The organism is Paraburkholderia terrae, assembly GCF_002902925.1.
Taxonomy (GTDB): domain Bacteria; phylum Pseudomonadota; class Gammaproteobacteria; order Burkholderiales; family Burkholderiaceae; genus Paraburkholderia; species Paraburkholderia terrae.
Genome location: NZ_CP026112.1, coordinates 762921 through 782444 on the forward strand (window position 1 = coordinate 762921; position 19524 = coordinate 782444).

The window sequence follows — 19524 nt, forward strand, 5'->3', positions numbered from 1 at the left end:
TGATTGGAGACTCGCTTCATGACCGCATCGAACGAAACGAACTATCTTCCTGACGACCTCGACCGCGCGCTGCTGATTGGCCGCGTGTGGCGCAAGACGGACCGTCATGAAGGGCCGAGCGTCGTGGCCGTGCGCAATGGCGACGTGTTCGACATCACATCGAGCGCGCCGACCACGGCCGATCTGTTCGAACGCGACGATGCCGTCGGGATCGCGCGCAACGCGCCCGGCGAGCGGCTCGGCAGCGCAGCCGATCTGATCGCCGCGAGTCTCGCGAACGACACGTCGGCGAACCTGCAACTGCTCGCGCCCTGCGACGTGCAACCGATCAAGGCATGCGGCGTCACGTTCGCCGTGAGCCTGATCGAGCGCGTGATCGAAGAGCAGGCGGGCGGCGATCCCGCGAAGGCCGAAGAAGTGCGGCAGACGATTGCAACGGTGATCGGCACCGACCTGTCGAAGATCAAGCCCGGCTCGGAAGCGGCGGCGCGTCTGAAGGCGGAACTCGAGCGGCGGGGCGCGTGGTCGCAATACATGGAAGTCGGCATCGGCCCCGACGCGGAAGTGTTTTCGAAGTCGCAGCCGATGTCGTCCGTGGGCTTCGGCGCGGATGTCGGCCTGCTCGCGGCATCGACATGGAACAACCCCGAGCCGGAAATCGTGCTGGCCGTCAACAGCAGGGCCGTGATCGTGGGCGCGACGCTCGGCAACGATGTGAACTTGCGCGATATCGAAGGGCGCTCGGCATTGCTGCTCGGCAAGTGCAAGGACAACAACGGGTCGTGTTCGATCGGACCTTTCGTGCGGCTCTTCGACGGCGACTTCACGCTGGATACCGTACGTCGCACGAGTGTGTCGCTGCGCGTCGAAGGCGTCGACGATGGCTTTCTGCTCGAAGGCGTGAGCCATATGTCGGAGATCAGCCGCGATCCTGCCGACCTCGTCGCGCAGACGTGCGGCAAGCATCATCAGTATCCGGATGGCTTCATGCTGTTCCTCGGCACGATGTTTTCGCCGATCAAGGACCGCGACGCGAAAGGCGGCGGCTTCACGCATCACCTCGGCGATATCGTGACGATCTCGACGCCGCAACTCGGCGCGTTGCGCAACACGGTGCAGCTATGCACGGAGATCACGCCGTGGACCTTCGGCGTGCGCGCGCTGTACGCGAATCTCGCGGCGCGTGGGCTGCTCGGTTCGAGCACGCAGTAATTTTTTTTGCGACCGCAGTGCCGTGAATATACGGAAAGGAAACGTTTGCGAATCGCGTTATCGCAATTCGCAAACGTTCAAATAATCAGGATCACAAAATCATCGAATATCTCTGCATTCTCTCCCCATTTAAAATTCCGCATTAAAGCCTAAAGGCGGGCGACTGGGCGTCGATATACACGGAAAGGCAAAACCGGAGCGATCCGGCGACGCAAAGCTATAGGGACTCCGTGCAGGAGTTAGCCAGTTGCCCGTTGCATCCGCAGCGGGCCAAGCGATGGACGGTGATACAAGCCGTCGTCAGGAGGCATCGAGATGTTCAACGCTCGCACACCCGTTTCAGGGTTTCGCGCTATTCAGTGGTTGCGTCGCGTGGCGTTGCTTGCAGTGGCACCGTTGGCATTTGCCGTTCATGCAAACGCTTATGCGGCAACTGTGCTGCCGCTGACCGTTCCCGGGTATTTCGATCCCGTCGGCAAGGGCGCCGGTTACTGGAACGATCTCGCGACGACGGCGGCCAAAGTGCCGACCACGGTCATTCTGAATCCCGACAGCGGTCCCGGCACGAACGCGGATGCAGCGTATATTGCGGCAATCGCGAAGGTGCATGCTGCAGGCGGCCGCGTGATCGGCTATGTGTCGACGTCGTACGCGAAGCGTTCGTTGTCGGCCGTCGTGACGGACATCAATCGCTATATCGCGCTCTATAAGATCGACGGCTTTTTCATCGACGAGATGACGTCGGATAGCGTGACGTCGCATATCCAGTTCTATCAGTCGGTCTACAACTACATCAAAGGGCTTTCGCCCGCGTATTCGGTAACGGGCAATCCGGGCACGAACATTCCCGAGCTTTACGCGAGCCTGCCCACCGCCGATCAGTTCGTCGTATTCGAAGATTCGGCGAAGCGCTACGCAAGCTACGCACCGGCGAAGTGGCAAGCCAGCTATCCGGCGAAGCGTTTCGTGCACATCGTGTACGGCGCGACGGAGGCGCAGATGCCGGGCATCGTGTCGTACGCGGCGATGCATGGCGCGGGCAGCGTGTTCGTCACGTCGACGGGTTTGCCGAATCCGTACAAGAATCTGCCCGCCTGGTGGAGCCAACTGGTGAGCAGCGTGCTCGCACTCAGATAACCAAGAAGAACGAAGGCGCTTCGCGCGCCGTGCAGTTCGATGTCGATGGACGCCAGGCGCTTGCGCCTGGCTTTTTTTTGCGCCAACGCATTGGGGCAAATGCGTGCATGCCATATCCCGTTGATCGAATACGCTTAGAATGCGTGCTGAAATGGATTGCGTTCAACGCAGCGAGGCGCACCGATAGCGCCGTTTTCAACGGAGAGGATGTTGTGCAATTTCTGAATCGCACGGTTGCTTCGGGCAATCGCGTGCTGCCAATGCTGTGTGTTGCGCTGGCGTTGTGCGCCGGCGTAGCGAACGCCACGCCGGCCGCGCCCAAGGGCAACGTGGCGCACGAGGCAAGCGCCCCGGCAACGCCCGACCGCTTTACCGCCGACGATCCCGTCAAGGTGCGCGACATGCTCGCGAGCCAGATGCCCCCGGCCGCGTCGGATTCGCTGAGCACGCGCATCCGCAAGTACGCGCGCGAACCCTACGACCGCATCGTGCGCGGTCATGCCGCGGCGGCCGAAAATGGGCAACGCACTTTCCTGTTCATGATTCCGGCGCCGCATGGCATCCTGTATCGGTCGAATACGCATGTGCTGAGTGTGAACGTGCCGCTTGCAAGCGACGAGGATCCCGACGCGATCCAGCTCTACCAGAGCGTCGATGGCCCGAGCGGGCGCGGCCTCGTGATCGCGCCCGATGCGAAGGCCAAGGGCTTTATCCAGAAGATCGATTCGATCGAACTGGCGACGGAAGGCAAGGCGAGGACGGCGGCGCGCGGGCGTCTGACCGTCCCGCAAGCAGCCTTCGAGCAGGCCGACAACAGCTTTGCGATCGTGCTCGTCTGCACGCTCGAACCGCCTTATCTGACGGAGACGCGAGAACACAGCGATCCCACCGACGAAGAACCCACCGACATCACGCGCCGCACTTCGACACTGCACGCGAACGTTCAGGCCGTCTGGCTGGTGAACCAGAAAGACGGCACGGTGATCGGCAAAGGACTGCGGCTCGGGAAGTAGCGGCGCATATCGACGCATATCGCCCCGATACGCGTCGCCGTGCATGTCGGAAACGGCGCACGCATTCTCGGAAAAAACCTACGTACCCTTCTGCGACTTTTTCTTTCTGATGCGGTAAGGTATTACGCTTCCTCTTACAGCAGCGGCAGTCCCTCGCAACATTTCACATCGGAGAATAAGCTATGAAGGCAAAGTGGGCAGCGGTTCTGATCGCGGCATCGACGTTCGGCTTGATGGCAGGCCAGGCAAGCGCGCAAGTGGCAGGCTCGCAGACCATCGGCGTGAGCGTCGAGCAGGAATCGATCATCGTCAACGGCTGGAGCGCGAAGAAGAGCCTGCTTGGCAAGCCGATCTACAACGAGCAGGGCCAGAAGGTCGGCGTGCTGCACGACATCATCATCGCGCCGGACAATGCGGCTTCGTTCGCGATCGTCGCTGCGCATCAGTTCCTCGGCGTGTCGCAGCATGACGTCGCCGTGCCGTTCTCGCAGATCGACTTTACGGGCGGCAAGCTGGTGTGGGCAGGCGCGACCAAGGACGCTGTGAAGGCCATTCCGGCGTTCCAGTACGCGAAGGTTCGCGCAACGCCGATCGCTCGCAAGGAATACAGCGAGCATCACTAAGCGTGTCATGCGGTTCGCATCGATCTCGAGCGAACCGCACGCATAAAAAAACGCGGCAGCCTTTGGGCTGCCGCGTTTCGTTTGGGGCTCTGCCGCGCCCATGTCAGGCGACGGCGATAGCGATCAGCTGCGTTCGAGGAACGGGCGCAGCTTGTCCGCGCGGCTCGGATGATTCAGCTTGCGGATCGCCTTGCCTTCGATCTGGCGGATACGCTCGCGCGTCACGTCGAACTGGCGGCCCACTTCTTCGAGCGTCAGTTCCGAGGCCGTGTCGATGCCGTAGCGCATGCGCAGCACCTTCGCCTCACGCGGCGTGAGAGCGTCGAGCGCTTCGTCGATCGCGCGGCGCATGTTCGCATGCACGGCGGCGTCGGCGGGCGACGTCGCGGACGTGTCTTCGATCATGTCGCCGAGCGTCGTGTCGGCATCTTCGCCCACGGGCGAATCCAGCGAGGCCGGATTCTTCGCGATCTTCAGGATGCTGCGGATCTTCGCTTCGGGCATGTCCATGCGCTCGGCGAGCACCGACGGATGCGGCTCCTGACCCGTCTGCTGAACGATCTCGCGCTGAATGCGGTTCAGCTTGTTGATCGATTCGATCATGTGAACGGGCACACGAATGGTGCGCGCCTGGTCGGCGATCGCGCGCGTGATGGCCTGACGGACCCACCACGTTGCGTACGTCGAGAACTTCCAGCCGCGACGGTATTCGAACTTGTCCACTGCCTTCATCAAACCGATGTTGCCTTCCTGGATCAGGTCGAGGAAGTGCATGCCGCGATTGACATACTTTTTCGCGATCGAAATGACGAGACGCAGGTTTGCTTCGATCATCTCGCGCTTGGCCTGACGCATCTTGCCTTCAGCCGAGCCGAGCTGCTTGTTGATCTGCTTGAGCTGCTGCAGCGGCAGCGCGATCGACGCTTCGATGTCGACCAGCTTCTGCTGTTCCGACTGGATCGCAGGCAGGTGACGCTCGAGCGCCGGACCGTACGACTTCGACTTCGCGGCGATGCGCATCGTCCAGTCGAGATCGGTTTCATTGCCCGGGAACGATTCGACGAATGCTTCGCGCGGCATGTCGCAGCGATCCACGGCGATCTGCAGGATGTGGCGTTCGATCGCGCGAACCTGCGCGACCTGCGCCTGCACTTCCGCGCACAGGCGGTCGATGGTCTTGGCCGTGAAGCGGATCGGCGTGAGTTCCTGCTGGATCGACTCGCGCAGGTTCGCGATGGCGGTGGCGCGGCGCTTGTCCGTGACGGGCATGTCGGGCACGCTCGCGAAGAGGTCGCGCACGCGCCCGAAGATCGCGAGGCTGTCCGCAGTCAGTTGCTCGAGGCGCGCGGCGTTGGCTTTTTCGCCGCCGTCGTCCGACAGGTCGCCGTCTTCGTCGTCCGAATCTTCGTCCGAGGCGCTCGCTTCCAGCTCTTCTTCCGCAGCGGCGTCCGCTGCTTCCTCGTCGAGTTCGGCGGCTTCGCTCGTGTCGCTGATGCCGTCGACCAGTTCGTCGATGCGGATTTCACCCGCGACGACGCGGTCCACGTCCGCGAGGATCGTCGAGATGATCGACGGGCACATTGCGATGGCTTGCACCATGTCCTGCAGGCCGCCTTCGATGCGCTTGGCGATTTCGATTTCGCCGGCGCGCGTGAGCAGCTCGCTTGCACCCATTTCGCGCATATACATGCGGACCGGGTCGGTGGTGCGGCCGAATTCGGAGTCGACCGTGGACAGCGCGACTTCCGCTTCCTCATCGGCCTGATCGTCCGATGCGGCAGCCGACGGGCCGTCGTTCAGAAGCAGCGTTTCCGCGTCGGGCGCCGTTTCGTACACGGACACGCCCATTTCGCCGAACGTGCTGACGATGGTTTCCATCGCGGCCGTTTCGGTGAAATTGTCGGGCAAGTGGTCGTTGATGTCGGCGTGCGTCAAATAGCCGCGTTCGCGGCCCAGCGCGATCAGCGCGCGCATCTGACGTTGACGCTCTTCAACGAGGGATTCCAGCAAGGCCGCATCTAGCGGCGCGGCGGCGGGTTGCGCCTTCGCTTTTGCTGCGCGCTTGGGCGCCTTTGGTGCGGTGGTTTCGAACTGGGAATTGTCCCGGTCAAGCTTTGCCAATACGTTCTCCTCGGCAGGCTGTTTCGCATCCCCGCGCAAACACGCGCGGCAGGCGGGCTAACCTGTCGGATCGTGAGGTGTGGGCGGGGTGTTGCACGAATCGATTGACGCGGAACGGTGTCCTCGAAGTCACTGGCGATGCGCTGGCATGCCAGCACGTTCACCCGACTCCGGCGCAGTGCCTTCCAGTTAGGACGCAATTCGACGCGTGCTGAAAAGTGAATCTGCAAGTGTAGCAGAAAAGGTGGTGCAGCGCACCAGTTTTATGCAACCGCTGATGCCCCGTGCTGGTGCATGCTCATTACCGCCGATCGCGCGACAAGTCGGACGCGACAATGCCCGCGAGCGCCGCGACCAGCAGGCAGCCGACGGTCAGCAGCGTCTTGGCGACGGCCACGGACACATGCTCGGGCCCGATCACCGCGAACGCGCCGACCAGCAGCCCAACGGCCGACAGCGCGAACATCGCCCACGGCGCGCCGCCGTGCTTCGCGGCATCCTTCGCGACGCAGTTGTCCTGCGCGCGTTCCGGCTCGGGAACGGTAGACGGTGTGGTCACGGCGGAGGCTTTAGACGACGAAGAGATAGAACCTATCTTATGCGACGCATCGTTCATTTCGACAACGTGTTTCTTTCGAACCGGTAACTGGACGGGATGGGCGTAGGCCGTGGCCGGCTGCCGCGCTGCGAGGTCCATCATGTTATGACATAACGGGAACGGCGTCAGCGGGCAACGCGCGCGGTGTGCAGAAGTACAACGTCAAGGGAACGGGCCATCGCCGGTGTCGTCGCCGCCCAGGCGTTCCTGACAAAAATCCAGATACGCGCGAACGATCGACGACGGATGCCGGTGCGACGGATACAGCAGATTGATCTCCTGCAAGGGCAACGGGTAATCGGGCAGCAGCGCGACGACGTTGCCCGCTTTCACATCATCGGCGATCAGGTACGGCGGTAGTTCCGTCGCGGCCTCGCCGCGCAGCACGCGAAACCGCAAATGCGCGTAGTCGTTCGTCGATATCAGCGGCTTCGGCTGGAAGGTTACGTTGCCGAGCCGCCATAGCGGCCGCGCGTAGCTGTTCTGCATCCACGCCGCGCAAGGATAGCGATCGAGGTCGTCCGGTGTGACGGGCGGACCGAGCCGCTCTACGAGCGCCCGGCTTGCGACCAGCACGTGCCGGTACGCGAGCATCTTGCGCGCGACCATCATCTCGTGATCGATCGCGCCGACCCGCAGCGCGACATCGATGCCGTCAGCCGTCAGATCGACGCGGCGCTCGGTCGAATAGACGAACACGCGAATGCCTGGATAGCGCTGCTGGAACGCGTCGAGCACGGCCCACCACGGTTCGAACGACGGCGGCAGCGACAGCCGCAGATAACCCTTCAGTTGCGCCTGCGAACTGTGTACGGCCTCCCGCGCGTCGACGAGCGACTCGATGCCACGGCTTGCGTGTTCGTACAGCCGGGTGCCGGCGTCCGTCAGCTTCGTGCCACGGGCCGTCCGTTCCAGCAGTTGCACGGACAGTTGCTGCTCCAGTTCGCGCATCTTGCGGCTCAGTGTGGGCAGCGGAATGCCGAGCCGCTGCGCCGCCGCCGACAGACTCCCCGTCTGCACGACGTTGACGAACATTTCGACCGCGTTCAGATCCATCGTTCGTCCTTCCATATTTGAGAGGAGGCGTACCAGTTTTGCGCGTTCCGCTTTTCATTCCGATAGGCCAAAGTAGCATCACATCGTCCCAATCAACAAGGAGAACCAGATGTCTACCGTTGAGAACCCGGTTGAAAGCCACATCGAATCGCGCATCTCTGCAAACCATTTCGATACCGCGCGCCACGTGGCCGACCACGAAATCGAAGACCTGATTCGCCTCGCGACGAAGGCGCCTTCGGCATTCAACCTGCAGAACTGGAAATTTGTCGCGGTTCGCACTGCGGGCGCGAAGGCCCGCCTGTTGCCGCACGCGTACGGGCAACAGAAGGTCGTGGACGCGGCGGTCACGTTCATAGTTTGCGGCACGCTTGAACCGCACCGGACGCTGCCGGTTGCGCTTCAGCCGTCTGTGAACGCCGGGCTGATCGATGACGCGACCCGCGACGGTTGGCTTGGCGCCGCGCGCTCCATGTATCAGGACAACCCGGCGCTCCAGCGCGACGAGGCGATCCGCTCGGCGTCGCTTGCCGCGATGACGCTGATGCTTGCGGCGCAGGGGAAGGGACTCGCGTCCGGCCCGATGATCGGCTTCGATCCGGCCGGTGTCGCGCGCGAGTTCGGACTCGCGTCGACCGACGTGCCCGCGATGCTCGTCACCGTTGGCTATCCCGCACCGGGTAACTGGCCGCAAAAACCACGCAGACCCGTTGCCGACGTATTGCAGTTCGCCTGAGACCGGCACCTTCAGAAGAAAGCGGAACAATTACCCAGTTAATCAGGAGTCCAAGATGAAAGCCTATGTGATCGAACGGGCCGGCGGCCCAGAAGTGCTCGAACTGCGCGACATGCCGTCGGTCCCGCCGAAGTTCGACGAAGTGCGCATTCGCGTGCGCGCGTTCGGTATCAACCGCGCTGAAGCGTATCTGCGCGCCGGCAAACTCGGCCCGATCGATGCCCCCCGCGTGCCCGGCATCGAAGCGGTCGGCGAAATACTCGAAGATCCGTCCGGTGCGTTTCGCGTCGGCGAGCGGGTAGCAACCGCGATGGGTGGGCTGCAGTTCACGCGGGCGGGGAGCTATGCGGAGGAAATCACCGTGCTCGCACGCAACGTGGTGTCGCTTCAGGGCAGCGCGTTGCCGTGGGAAGAGCTGGCCGCGCTGCCGCAAGCGTATCTGACTGCGTGGGGCGCACTGCGTAAGAGCTTGAAGATCGAAGCGGGGCAAACGCTGCTGGTGCGGGGCGCTACATCGTCGGTCGGCCTTGCTGCCGTCACCTATGCGAAGGCCTCGGGCGCGCGCGTGCTCGCTTCGACCCGCTCCACGGAGCACGCCGGGCGGCTGTATCGCGCGGGCGCCGACGCGGTCCTCATTGACGATGGGGCGATTGCAGAACAGGTTCTCGACGCGCAGCGGGACGGCATCGATGCTGCGCTCGAAATCGTCGGCGCCGCGACGCTTCGCGACACCATGAAAACGGTGCGCCCGTTCGGCGCGATCACGGTGATCGGCATGCTCGGCGGCCCGCCCGTGCTCGATCAGTTCAATCTGATCGCCGATCTGCCGCCTGCCGCGCGACTGAGCTTCTTCCCGAGCCAGCTGTTTGGCACGGAGGCTATGCCGCTCACCAATACGCCGTTGAAGTCGCTCGCACTCGACGTGGAAAACAGGCGTATCCCGTCTCACCTCGTACAGGCTTTTGCATTCGACGAACTGCGGGACGCGCATCGTCTGATCGAGAGTAATCGTGCGCTCGGCAAGATCGTGGTGCGGCTATGAACGCGGCACGCGAGAGGACCGTCACCATGCAACTCAGAACATGGTTCGTTCCCGTGCTGTTTGCGGCTAGCGTCGCGCTGCCGGACGCCGCGTTCGCCGCGCCCTTGAGCGACACGGACCGCGCCATCACGCAACAACTGCATCGCTACGAGCAGGGGTTGAACGCGTCGGACACCCACGCGATCATGAGCCTCTACGACGACGCACCTGTTGTCATGGCACAGTACGCGCCGCCGGCAGTAGGGCGTGAAGCCGTGCGCGACGCGTACACGCACGCCTTCAGCGCGGTCAGGCTGAACGTGCGTTTTTCGATCGATGAGATCAAGCCGATGTCACCTGACTGGGCGTTTGCACGCACACGCTCGACGGGTACGATCGAAACCTTAACGGGTAAGCACGCAACGCAGCCCGAGGCCAATCAGGAGTTGTTCATCCTGCATCGCGGGGCGGACGGCATCTGGCGTATCGCGCGTTATGGTTTTTCGTCAACCAATCCGCCCGCGGTCTGAATCCGCTAGCTAGACGGGCCCCGGCAACGCGGTCCGTGTCTGACGTCGCGCTTCGGCCGCTTCACTGACGTCCCAGAACGACAGCACCTGCACCGACAGCCGGCAGCGATGCCAGTACATGCCATGCAGGCGTCGCCGTATATAGTTCAAGGTCGTCCAGTTCGCGCCCTTGATGGCGATGAGTGCGGCGGGGTGCTCGTCGGCTTCGCCGACCAGTTCGATATCGCGGCAGTCCGCGTGCGAATAGCGGAACACGAGCGCTTTCACTTCATCGAGCGAGGCTTTTTGCGGCAGACCGCTAATCAACAGTTTCATGCCCTTGTCCGGTTCAGCCGATGATGCTCACGCCGCCGTCGACGAACACCGTGTTGCCCGTCACGCGGCGAGCGTAGGGCGTCGCAAGGAACGCGCAGGTGTAGCCGACGTCCATGATGTCGACGAGTTCGCCGATGGGCGCTCGCTCGGCCGCTTCGGCGAGCAGCAGATCGAAGTCCTTCAGTCCCGACGCGGCGCGCGTCTTCAGCGGCCCCGGCGAAATGGGATGCACGCGGATGCGCTTCGGCCCGAGTTCATGCGCCAGGTAGCGGCATGACGCTTCGAGCGCGGCCTTCACGGGCCCCATCAGATCGTAGTTCGGCACGACGCGCGTCGCGCCCAGATAGCTCATTGCGAACAGCGATCCGCCTTCGTCCATCAGCGGCGCGGCGAGGCGCGCCATGCGGATGAACGAATGGCACGAAATGTCCATCGCCACCGAAAAGCCTTCCGCCGAACTGTTGAGCAGGCCACCTTGCAGATCGGCCTTCGGCGCGAACGCGATCGAATGCACGGCGACGTCGAGCCGTCCCCACGTCGCGCGGATTTCATCGAACACGGCTTCGAGTTCGCCGGGCTTCGACACGTCGAGCGGCAGCAGCAGCGACGCGCCGAGTTCCTGCGCGAGCGGCTCGACGTAAGCCTTGGCCTTTTCATTCAGATAGGTGATCGCGAGTTCGGCGCCAAGCTCGCGGAACGCGCGCGCGCAGCCGTACGCGATCGAATGCTCGTTCGCGATGCCGACGACCAGCACCTTGTGTTGCGCCATCACCTGACTCGTTGGCGTGTCCATGCTTACCCCTCTAGCCGGCCGAGCGCGTGCCGGGCGATCATCAGTTCTTCGTTGGTCGGAATCACCCATACGTCGACGGCGCTGGTCGGACTGCTGATGCGCGGACCGTGCCGTTGGTTCGCCGCTTCATCGAGCGAGACGCCGAGCCACGCCGCCAGCTCGCCCACACGCTTGCGCACCGGGTCCGCGCGTTCGCCGATGCCCGCGGTGAACACGATCGCGTCGAGCCCGCCGAGCGCGGCTGCAAGCGAGCCGAGTTCGCGCGAAATGCGATAGCAGAACAGCTCGACGGCTTCGGCGGCTTTTGGATCGTCGCTTGCGAGTAGCGTGCGCATGTCGCTGGAAATGCCGGACACGCCGAGCAGACCAGAGCGCTTGTAGAGCAGCGATTCGATCGCACGCGCATCCATCTTCGCTTCTTCGAGCATCCACAACACGACGCCTGGATCGAGGCTGCCCGAGCGCGTGCCCATCACGAGTCCTTCGACGGCCGTGAAGCCCATCGTGCTCGCGATGCTTTTGCATTGGTCGAAGGCGGCCATGCTCGCACCGTTGCCCAGATGCAGCACGACGGTTTTGCCTTTCGCGGCGCGTTCGTCGATTTGCGGCAGCACGCTCGCGATGTATTCGTACGACAGCCCGTGAAAACCATAGCGCCGCACGCCGCGCTCCGTAATATCAGGCGGCAACGCAAAGCGCGTTGCGACAGTGGGCTGCGTGTGGTGAAACGCCGTATCGAAGCACGCGATCTGCGGCACCTGCGCATTGCGCGCCATGATCGAACGGATAACGGCGAGATTGTGCGGCTGATGCAGCGGCGCGAGCGGCACGAGCGCTTCGAGATCCTGCATCACCTGCGCATCGACGCGCACGGGCTTCGAATACTTGTCGCCGCCATGCACGACGCGATGGCCGACTGCGAGGAGTGTTGCGCGTCCCTGGCCATGGCTGCGCAGCCAGTCGAGCAGAAACGCTGTCGCATTGTCGTGCCCGAGCCGCTCGCCTTCGGGCCAGCGTTTGTCTTCGATGACTTCGCCGTTTTGCCGCTTCGCGGTGAAGCGCGGGTTCGTGTAGATCTCTTCGATCTTGCCGCCTGCAATGGGTTCGAGCTGCGCGCCTTGCGCTTCGAACGCATGAAACTTGATGCTCGACGAACCCGCGTTGATGACGAGGATGACGTCCATGCCACTCCCTCAAGACGTGTCAAACGATGGCGGAAGAGGATTGCTCGCGCCGCGCGAGCGCGACCATCGACGCAACGGCACACGAAGCAAGCCGCGTGATGACGGAATCTGCGCGGCTGGTGAGAATGATGGGCACCTTCGCGCCGAGCACGATGCCGGCGGCATCGGCGCCCGCGAGAAACGTCAGGCTCTTCGCGAGCATGTTGCCCGCTTCGAGATCGGGTACGACGAGCACGTTCGCATGGCCCGCAACAGGCGAGTTGATGCCCTTGATCTTCGCGGCTTCCTCGTTGATCGCGTTGTCGAGCGCAAGCGGGCCGTCGAGTATGCCGCCCGTGATCTGGCCGCGGTCGGCCATCTTGCACAGCGCGGCGGCTTCGAGTGTCGATGGGACCTTGGAGTTGACGGTTTCCATTGCCGACAGGATCGCGACGCGCGCAACGGGAAAACGCAGCGCATGCGCGAGGTCGATGGCGTTCTGCACGATGTCGCGTTTTTCGTCGAGCGTGGGCGTGATGTTGACGGCGGCGTCGGTGATGATGAGCGCTTCGGCCCGGCCCGGCACGTCCATGATGAAGCAGTGGCTCACGCGCCGCTCGGTACGCAGGCCGGTGGCGCGCGCGACCACGGCGCCCATCAGCTCGTCCGTGTGCAGCGAGCCTTTCATCAGTGCCTGCGCGCGGCCTTCGTGTACGAGTTGCACCGCGCATTCGGCAGCGGCGTGGCTATGCGCCGCGTCGACGATGGGCAGATCGCCGAGATCGAGATTGCCCTGTTTCGCGGCCGCTTCGATTTTCGCGCGCGGGCCGACCAGTATCGGCGCGATCAGTTTCAGCCGCGCGGCTTCGATGACAGCCGACAGCGAATCGTGATCGCAAGGATGCGCGACGGCCGTAGGCGTCGGCGGAAGCGTGGCGGCAAAGGCGATCAGACGCTCGTATTTCTCGCGCTTGTGTTCCATCTTCAGTGCCCTCGTAGGTGAGGCGATCGGAGTGCCCGTCGTGCGCGGCGGACTGTGACCGTCCACTCGCGCACGCGGATGCCATCTGTCATTCGACCTGCTGGCGCGCAGGCTCTGCGCGTCGCGATGCTTTCTTCTTCGATGCCGATTCGAAAATCGTCAGCACGCGTGCGAGATCGGCGCGTTCGTGGTCGTCGAGCGTCAGCACCGTGCTGAGCTTGTCGATGTCGCGTGCGGCGTTGCGGATGTTGTCGGGCGGCGCGCTCGCGAGCAGGCCCGGCAATGCGTCGATCGCGGCCTCGCTGTCGAGGCGCAGCAGCGCGGCCTGTTCGCGCACGACATGCTTGAACGACAGAATGCCTTGATCCGACAGCTTGCTCAGCATTTCGCGCGCGAGGTTGAAGCGGCGCTCGTCCGCTTCGCCATGCGTGCGCCGCACGTATAGCAGCGCGCGCACGCTCGCTTCGACGAGACCGCCCTCCGTCATGTCGTGGCGCAGACGTTCATGCTCCGCAACGATCGACGCTTCGCGCTCTTCGGTGTCGCCGGGTTCCGTCAACGCGGCGTTTGCTTCGCTGTCGCTTCGCGGCGGCAGGCCCGCGAAGGCTTGCAGCCAGGGCGCGCCATAGACGGTTTCGAAAATCTGCTCGACGGCGGCGTCGCGCATGTCACGATAGAAATCGAACGACGCGATGACGGCATTCGACATGACCGTCTGCATCTGCAGGAACGGGTTGTCGGCCGCAACGGGCGCGCGCGCTTCCTTCACGCTTTCAGCGGCCCGCGCGACGGACGACGCAAACGGATTGCGATCGGACCACAGTTCGTACGTGACGCGCAGCGGATGCAGCTTGCTCGAAAGATCCGTTGTCCACGGCGTCGTGCATGCGCGCACCCACGGCTGCATGAAGCTGCGATACAGTCCGAGATTGACGCGCGACAGATACGCGGCCGTGGCGAAGCGCCGGTCGCTTTCGGGGTCGGGCTGCACGATCTCGCGCACGTCGGCGATGGTTCGCGGAGAAATGGACAGCACATACTGGCCTTGCGCGAGTTCCGCGTAAGGCGTCGCATCCGTCTTCGCGCCCATGTGCGCTTCGTACAGGCCAGACGGCAGCAGGTCGATCAGATCGATATTGCTGACGAACTCGCGATGTTCTTTCTTCCCCGTGCTGCTCGACACGAAGATGCCGAGATGGCCGATGCTGTCGTGCGTCGCGTAGACGATAGTCTGGTCGTGGCCGAGCAGATCGGCGTCGTCGCGATAGAGATCGGTGATCCAGCCGAGCGCTTGCGGCGGCGGCGTGATGTTGTCGCCATACGAGCAGAACACGACGATGGGCGAGCGGATATTGCGCAGATCGAGCCGCACGCCGTCCGACGTCACGATCTCGCCGCTGACGAAGCGGTTGCCGACGAACAGGTTATCGACGATGTACTGCATTTCGCCCGCGTTCAGGAACACGTGGCCGCCCCAATACTTCTCGAAGCCGAGATAGCGCGGACCTTCCGTGTCGATGCTCGTGTACAGGTTGTACTGCTTGGTCCACAGCGTGTTCGCCGGGTTCAGGTTCTCGAAGTTCTGCACGAGCCACGCGCCGTCGAAGCGGCCATCGCCGAGATCGCCGGTGAGCGCCGTGAGCCACGAGCCGCCGAGCATGCCGCCCGAATAGCGCATCGGATTCTTGCCGCGCCAGCCGGCCCAGTACGACACGGGTGCGCCCGCGACGACGATCGGTCCGAACAGGTCGGGGCGCATCGAGGCCGTCATCAGCACTTGCCAGCCTGCCTGGCAATTGCCGATCACGGCGGGTTTGCCGGGGCTGTTTGGGTGCAGTTCGATGACTTTTTCGAGGAACGCAGCTTCCGCGTGCATTACGTCTTCGACGGTTTGTCCTGGCACGGGGTCGGGCAGGAAGCCGATGAAATAGCAGGGATGACCCGCGCGCAACGCAGCGCCGATTTCGCTGTCGCGCTTGAAGCCGCCGATGCCCGGCCCGTGTCCCGCGCGCGGATCGACGACCACGAATGGACGCAGGCGGCCGGGATCATGTCCCTCCGCAAGGTCGCGGTCGGGCTTCAGGTCGTCCGGCGCGACGATGCGCACGAGTCCGTAGTTGACGGGGCGCGGCAGCGTGCGCCCATCGATGATGAGCTCGGTGCCGAAGTCGAGCACGTTGGGTACGCGCTCCTGCATGTGCGCCTGATACTGATTGCCGCGTTCGCGCATCACGTCGGCGAACAGCACGCTGCGCTGCCATGCGTCGACGGCGTAGGCGTAGCCTTGCGCGAACAGATTGCCGGGCATCGATGCGAAGGGCATCGAAGGCGCGAATGTGTCAGGTGTAGCGGAGTTCGGTTGAGACTGATTCATGGTCGCATCTGCTCCCTCAATGGGTCGGCGCCGCGGTCTCACGCGAGGCTCACATGCACGTGCGATGCGCGCATGAAGCGCTTACCCGACGCGCGAGCATCGTCGCAATGAGTCGCGCGGCCTGAAACCAGGGCGAGACATCAACGCGCCTCGACGAGGCGCGGCTTCGATCAAGATCAGCGATAAAAATGGCAGAAGCATGACGCTTTGATGAATGCGAACATCGGCCCCGCATGTTGCGCGACCCGATGCTTGTTGCGTTGCGTCAACAACCCAGTGTAGGACGGGATGATTTATCTGGCAATCTGAAATATGCCAGCGAGGGTGTGTGGAATTGAAGCATTGACTTCGATCAAGGCGATTGCATTGCCCGCCTTGATCGAATGTTTTATCCAGGCTAGCGGCTTGCGTCGCGAATCATGTTGCGCGCGATCACCAGTTGCTGGATCTGCGTCGTGCCTTCGTAAATGCGGAACAGGCGCACGTCGCGATAGAAGCGCTCGACGGCATACTCGGATACATAACCCGCGCCGCCATGAATCTGCACCGCGCGATCCGCGACGCGGCCGCACATCTCCGACGCGAACAGCTTGCAGCACGATGCTTCCGTCGATACGTCCTGTTTGTCGTCGCGGCGGCGCGCGGCATCGAGCACCATCGAGCGCGCGGCGTAGATTTCCGCGCGGCTGTCGGCGAGCATGGCCTGCACGAGCTGGAACTCGGCGATCGGCTGGCCGAACTGCTTGCGCTCCATCGCATAGCGCAGCGCATCGTCGAGCATGCGTTCGGCCGCGCCGACGCAGATCGCCGAGATATGCAGGCGTCCTTTGTCGAGCACCTTCATCGCCGTCTTGAAGCCGACGCCTTCCCTGCCGCCGATGATGTTCGCAGCAGGCACGCGGCAGTTCTCGAAGATCACGTCGCAGGTATGTGCGCCTTTCTGGCCCATCTTCTTGTCGATCTTGCCGAGCGACAATCCGGGCGTGCCTTTCTCGACGATGAACGCCGAGATGCCGCTCGCGCCTTTGATTTCAGGGTTGGTGCGCGCCATCACCGTGTAGATGCCCGCTTCGGGTGCGTTGGTAATGAAGCGCTTGGTGCCGTTGATCACATAATGGTCACCGTCGCGGACAGCCGTCGTGCGCAGCGACGCGGCATCCGAACCCGAACCCGGCTCCGTCAGTGCGAACGACGCAATCAGTTCGCCCGACGCGAGCTTCGGCAGATAGTAGTGCTTCTGCTCGTCGGTGCCGTCGATGATGAGCCCCTGCGAGCCGATGCCGTTGTTCGTGCCGATCAGCGAGCGGAACGCGGGCGAGGTCTTCGCGATCTCGAACGCGGCGAGCACTTCCTCTTCCATCGTCAGTCCGAGGCCGCCGTATTCCTCCGGAATCGACAGCCCGAAGAGACCGAGTTCACGCATCTCGCCGACGATGCCGGCGGGGATTTCATCCGTTTCGGCGACTTCGTTTTCTGCGGGCACGAGACGCTCGCGCACGAAGCGCGACAGCGAGTCGAGAAGAATGGACAGTGTTTCCTGATCGCGGATCATCGTTTTACCTGTGTGCTATGACGCGGTTCGCCTGTCGCGCTCGCATGAACGCGTGAGGCACGCCGCGCCGGGTCTTTTCATCGCCGCCCGATGGCGGCCTCCACGCGTTTGACAAGGGCCACGAGGCGCGGGCCGATGTCGTTCTCCAGCTTGTCGCGGCTCAGCACGAAGGCGGGCCCGCCGCAATTGAAGGCCATCTGCGTGCCATCGGGTGCCATGAACGGCACGCCGACGCTCGCGATGTCCGCATCCCAGTCGCCATACGACAGGCAGAAGCCGCGCGTGGCGTAATCCTTCATTGCATCGTCCATGCCGCTTTCGATACGCGGCCAGGCGGTTTCGTCCTGCGCGCGCACCTGGTCGAGCACCGCGTTGCGTTCGGCATCGGTGGTGGCGGCGAGATACGCGCGGCCCATCGATGTCGTCGCAATCGGCAGACGCGTGCCGATGCTGCGCATCACGGTGATCGGCGCGCTGCTACGCACCCATTCGACATACAGCATCGACAGCCGGTCTCGCACGCCGATCGCCACCGAGCATCCCGCGTATTCGGCAAGCTCCTGCATCAGCGGCCGCGCGAGGTCGCGAATGTCGAGGTTCGACAGCATCGCGTAGCCAAGCGACAGCACGCCCGTGCCGAGGCTGTACTTGCCGAGCGGTTCGTCGTAGCGCAAATAGCCGAGCTTCGCGAGCGTACCGGCGAGCCGCGCGACGGTGCCCTTCGGCAAACCAGTTCTACGAGCCAGTTCGGTCAGGCCGAGATGCCGTTCCTTCAGGCCGAAACAACGCAGCAGTTCGAGGCCGCGCGCGAGCGCTGTGACGAACTGGCGATCGGTGTCGTACGGTTCGTCGTCGAAACGCGCGATGTCGCGATGCTCGGGCGGCTGGTTGGGACGCATGTCGCGCTTGTCTCCCGCTTTGGTGCTTGGGGCGAATGCTGTCATGTCGCTCAACTTCGTGTCAATCGGTTGTGGGGTTGTGGTTCGCATAGCGGACCATTGTAGAGCGAGGTTGATGGATTCGCCAATTGGTCCCGGCAAGCGATCGGACGCGGGGCTCGTGTCTATTATGAGATGGCGTGTGAAGGGATGATGGTGGAGTTAACCACTAGATGCTACGTGAAGAAGCCGGCGGGGAGGCAGCGCGTAAACGAGCCATCACATGTTGGTGATGGTTCGCAATGCGGACCAAGCTGCGGAAGGCTACCAGGTCCGGATCGAAGGCTGCGTGTTGTCCCTCGGCGAACCGCCTGGACCATAGGGGTCGGGATTGCCGAAGCGCGACATCGTTCCGTTCGTGCGCGCGCGGCTCAGTTCGTCGCGCACCTGGGCGCGTGTCTTCGGTCCGTCGCTGGGTGCGGCTGCGGGCGGCGGGGCAGTGGGCTCGTGGGATTGCACCGTCGACGGCACAGCGGCTGCGGGCGGCTGCTCGACGGGTTCGGCGACCCTCGCGGCAGTTTGCACCGCGGATGCGATCACCGGCTCAGGCTGCGCATGCGGTTGAAGCGGAGCCGTGCTGGCCGCGTGATCGCTTGCGGCTGCATTGTCCGTCGCGCTGTCAGAGCGGATATCGACGAGCGGCGTTGCGTCGAGTGTGGATTGGTCTGGGTCAGAAGTCTCGGTCACATGACGTGACGTCGCCGATCGCACGTGCGTCGTTTTCGCGGAAGCATGCGACCGCGCAAACGGCTGCGCAGCGCTTTGCTCATTCAACGTGGCCGACCGCATCTCGCGCGCCTGCGCTTCGCGCACGGCCAGTTCTTTTTGCAGCAGCAGCGCTTGCGGCTCGTCACTGCGCATCGTCAGCACCGCGTCGAGCAGCACGTGCGCGGACGCGAGGTCGCCGCGTTGCAGGCTGTCGTGTACCGCCTGCAACACGCGCGCGATGCCCGCGTTGCGCGGATCGTCAACAGGCGCGTCGGGCGTCACGGGGCGCGCCGCGGACGACAGGGCGCTATCGACGCGGCCTTCCGTATTCTTCGCAACCGACTCGCGATTGCCGAACCGAAGTCCCAGCGTCGCAAGTGCCAGCGCGCCGATCAGCAGGCCGCCCGCGACGAACATTCTGTTGGATTCACTCAACATCGCGCTTCCCTTCGGGTCAGTGCCGCACACGTCGATACGCGCATCGCTTCACGCGCATTCCGCAGACAAAAAAAGCGCGAGCTGCGCTCGTATGCAATACGAGTTGTAGCAGCAATTGGATGCAGCAACGTGGGCAAATAAAATCTGGCGAGCGGGATTCGTCACAGGTTTGGCTGATGTGCCGCCATTTTCCAGTAGCATGGCGCCAACGCGT

18 protein-coding genes and 1 riboswitch are annotated in these 19524 nt (G+C 63.3%); of the genes, 7 read left to right on the top strand and 11 right to left on the bottom strand.

Translation table 11 applies throughout. The features are described from left to right. Positions 1-18 precede the first annotated feature (18 nt). From C2L65_RS19580 to C2L65_RS19595, 4 genes are all read left to right on the top strand, one after another. Positions 19-1212 (top strand): fumarylacetoacetate hydrolase family protein, encoded by a 1194-nt coding sequence (locus C2L65_RS19580; RefSeq protein WP_042312718.1) that lies wholly within the window; start codon positions 19-21, stop codon positions 1210-1212. A gap of 176 nt (positions 1213-1388) precedes the next feature. After that, positions 1389-1467: riboswitch (cyclic di-GMP riboswitch) on the top strand. Positions 1468-1527: 60 nt separating this feature from the next. Further along, the gene (locus C2L65_RS19585; RefSeq protein WP_062863009.1) at positions 1528-2349 is read left to right on the top strand and encodes a spherulation-specific family 4 protein; all 822 of its coding nucleotides are present in this window, start codon (positions 1528-1530) and stop codon (positions 2347-2349) included. A gap of 212 nt (positions 2350-2561) precedes the next feature. After that, positions 2562-3362: a hypothetical protein gene (locus tag C2L65_RS19590; protein ID WP_233446583.1), complete on the top strand. Its 801-nt coding sequence runs from the start codon at positions 2562-2564 to the stop codon at positions 3360-3362. Positions 3363-3544: 182 nt separating this feature from the next. Then, positions 3545-3985, top strand: coding sequence for a PRC-barrel domain-containing protein (locus tag C2L65_RS19595; protein WP_042312716.1), 441 nt, complete (start codon positions 3545-3547; stop codon positions 3983-3985). 123 nt (positions 3986-4108) lie between these two features. Here C2L65_RS19595 and rpoD read toward each other — a convergent pair whose 3' ends face one another. From rpoD to C2L65_RS19610, 3 genes are all read right to left on the bottom strand, one after another. Then, positions 4109-6106, bottom strand: a complete 1998-nt coding sequence (gene rpoD, locus C2L65_RS19600) for an RNA polymerase sigma factor RpoD (RefSeq protein ID WP_042312714.1) — start codon at positions 6104-6106, stop codon at positions 4109-4111. Between the two features lie 301 nt (positions 6107-6407). After that, positions 6408-6665, bottom strand: a complete 258-nt coding sequence (locus C2L65_RS19605) for a hypothetical protein (RefSeq protein ID WP_229513826.1) — start codon at positions 6663-6665, stop codon at positions 6408-6410. A gap of 201 nt (positions 6666-6866) precedes the next feature. Beyond that, on the bottom strand, positions 6867-7760 hold the full coding sequence (locus tag C2L65_RS19610) for a LysR family transcriptional regulator (RefSeq protein WP_042312793.1): 894 nt from the start codon (positions 7758-7760) through the stop codon (positions 6867-6869). Between the two features lie 109 nt (positions 7761-7869). Between C2L65_RS19610 and C2L65_RS19615 the strand changes: the two genes are divergently transcribed. The 3 genes from C2L65_RS19615 to C2L65_RS19625 are packed head-to-tail and all read left to right on the top strand — an operon-like array spanning position 7870 to position 10047. Next, entirely contained in the window at positions 7870-8496 is a 627-nt protein-coding gene (locus C2L65_RS19615) for a nitroreductase family protein (RefSeq protein ID WP_042312709.1), read from the top strand. Between the two features lie 55 nt (positions 8497-8551). Then, positions 8552-9538, top strand: a complete 987-nt coding sequence (locus tag C2L65_RS19620) for a zinc-binding dehydrogenase (RefSeq protein WP_042312707.1) — start codon at positions 8552-8554, stop codon at positions 9536-9538. A gap of 26 nt (positions 9539-9564) precedes the next feature. Continuing rightward, positions 9565-10047, top strand: a complete 483-nt coding sequence (locus C2L65_RS19625; RefSeq protein ID WP_052426965.1) for a YybH family protein — start codon at positions 9565-9567, stop codon at positions 10045-10047. Between the two features lie 9 nt (positions 10048-10056). Here the strand turns inward: C2L65_RS19625 and C2L65_RS19630 are convergent, their stop codons facing one another. From C2L65_RS19630 to C2L65_RS19665, 8 genes are all read right to left on the bottom strand, one after another. Next, the gene (locus C2L65_RS19630; RefSeq protein ID WP_007586072.1) at positions 10057-10362 is read right to left on the bottom strand and encodes a hypothetical protein; all 306 of its coding nucleotides are present in this window, start codon (positions 10360-10362) and stop codon (positions 10057-10059) included. 13 nt (positions 10363-10375) lie between these two features. Then, a complete protein-coding gene (fabI, locus tag C2L65_RS19635) occupies positions 10376-11155 on the bottom strand; it encodes an enoyl-ACP reductase FabI (RefSeq protein ID WP_042312704.1) in 780 nt (259 codons plus the stop codon). Between the two features lie 2 nt (positions 11156-11157). Further along, a complete protein-coding gene (locus tag C2L65_RS19640) occupies positions 11158-12339 on the bottom strand; it encodes an acetate/propionate family kinase (protein ID WP_042312702.1) in 1182 nt (393 codons plus the stop codon). 19 nt (positions 12340-12358) lie between these two features. After that, positions 12359-13300 (bottom strand): phosphate acetyltransferase, encoded by a 942-nt coding sequence (locus tag C2L65_RS19645; RefSeq protein ID WP_042312699.1) that lies wholly within the window; start codon positions 13298-13300, stop codon positions 12359-12361. 88 nt (positions 13301-13388) lie between these two features. Next, positions 13389-15674, bottom strand: coding sequence for a DUF3141 domain-containing protein (locus C2L65_RS19650; RefSeq protein ID WP_042312697.1), 2286 nt, complete (start codon positions 15672-15674; stop codon positions 13389-13391). Positions 15675-16071: 397 nt separating this feature from the next. Further along, entirely contained in the window at positions 16072-17226 is a 1155-nt protein-coding gene (locus tag C2L65_RS19655; protein WP_042312695.1) for an acyl-CoA dehydrogenase family protein, read from the bottom strand. Positions 17227-17303: 77 nt separating this feature from the next. After that, a complete protein-coding gene (locus C2L65_RS19660; protein ID WP_081921265.1) occupies positions 17304-18170 on the bottom strand; it encodes an IclR family transcriptional regulator in 867 nt (288 codons plus the stop codon). A gap of 258 nt (positions 18171-18428) precedes the next feature. Next, positions 18429-19310 carry a DUF4148 domain-containing protein gene (locus C2L65_RS19665; protein WP_042312694.1) on the bottom strand — a complete coding sequence of 294 codons (882 nt, stop codon included), beginning with the start codon at positions 19308-19310 and terminating at the stop codon, positions 18429-18431. Between the last annotated feature and the right edge of the window lie 214 nt (positions 19311-19524).

Coding starts and splice junctions, on each gene's coding strand:
- C2L65_RS19580 (WP_042312718.1), top strand. CDS start 19: ATGACCGCATCGAACGAAACGAACTATCTTCCTGACGACCTCGACCGC.
- C2L65_RS19585 (WP_062863009.1), top strand. CDS start 1,528: ATGTTCAACGCTCGCACACCCGTTTCAGGGTTTCGCGCTATTCAGTGG.
- C2L65_RS19595 (WP_042312716.1), top strand. CDS start 3,545: ATGAAGGCAAAGTGGGCAGCGGTTCTGATCGCGGCATCGACGTTCGGC.
- C2L65_RS19610 (WP_042312793.1), bottom strand. CDS start 7,760: ATGGATCTGAACGCGGTCGAAATGTTCGTCAACGTCGTGCAGACGGGG.
- C2L65_RS19615 (WP_042312709.1), top strand. CDS start 7,870: ATGTCTACCGTTGAGAACCCGGTTGAAAGCCACATCGAATCGCGCATC.
- C2L65_RS19620 (WP_042312707.1), top strand. CDS start 8,552: ATGAAAGCCTATGTGATCGAACGGGCCGGCGGCCCAGAAGTGCTCGAA.
- C2L65_RS19625 (WP_052426965.1), top strand. CDS start 9,565: ATGCAACTCAGAACATGGTTCGTTCCCGTGCTGTTTGCGGCTAGCGTC.
- C2L65_RS19630 (WP_007586072.1), bottom strand. CDS start 10,362: ATGAAACTGTTGATTAGCGGTCTGCCGCAAAAAGCCTCGCTCGATGAA.
- fabI (WP_042312704.1), bottom strand. CDS start 11,155: ATGGACACGCCAACGAGTCAGGTGATGGCGCAACACAAGGTGCTGGTC.
- C2L65_RS19640 (WP_042312702.1), bottom strand. CDS start 12,339: ATGGACGTCATCCTCGTCATCAACGCGGGTTCGTCGAGCATCAAGTTT.
- C2L65_RS19645 (WP_042312699.1), bottom strand. CDS start 13,300: ATGGAACACAAGCGCGAGAAATACGAGCGTCTGATCGCCTTTGCCGCC.
- C2L65_RS19650 (WP_042312697.1), bottom strand. CDS start 15,674: ATGAATCAGTCTCAACCGAACTCCGCTACACCTGACACATTCGCGCCT.
- C2L65_RS19655 (WP_042312695.1), bottom strand. CDS start 17,226: ATGATCCGCGATCAGGAAACACTGTCCATTCTTCTCGACTCGCTGTCG.
- C2L65_RS19660 (WP_081921265.1), bottom strand. CDS start 18,170: ATGACAGCATTCGCCCCAAGCACCAAAGCGGGAGACAAGCGCGACATG.
- C2L65_RS19665 (WP_042312694.1), bottom strand. CDS start 19,310: ATGTTGAGTGAATCCAACAGAATGTTCGTCGCGGGCGGCCTGCTGATC.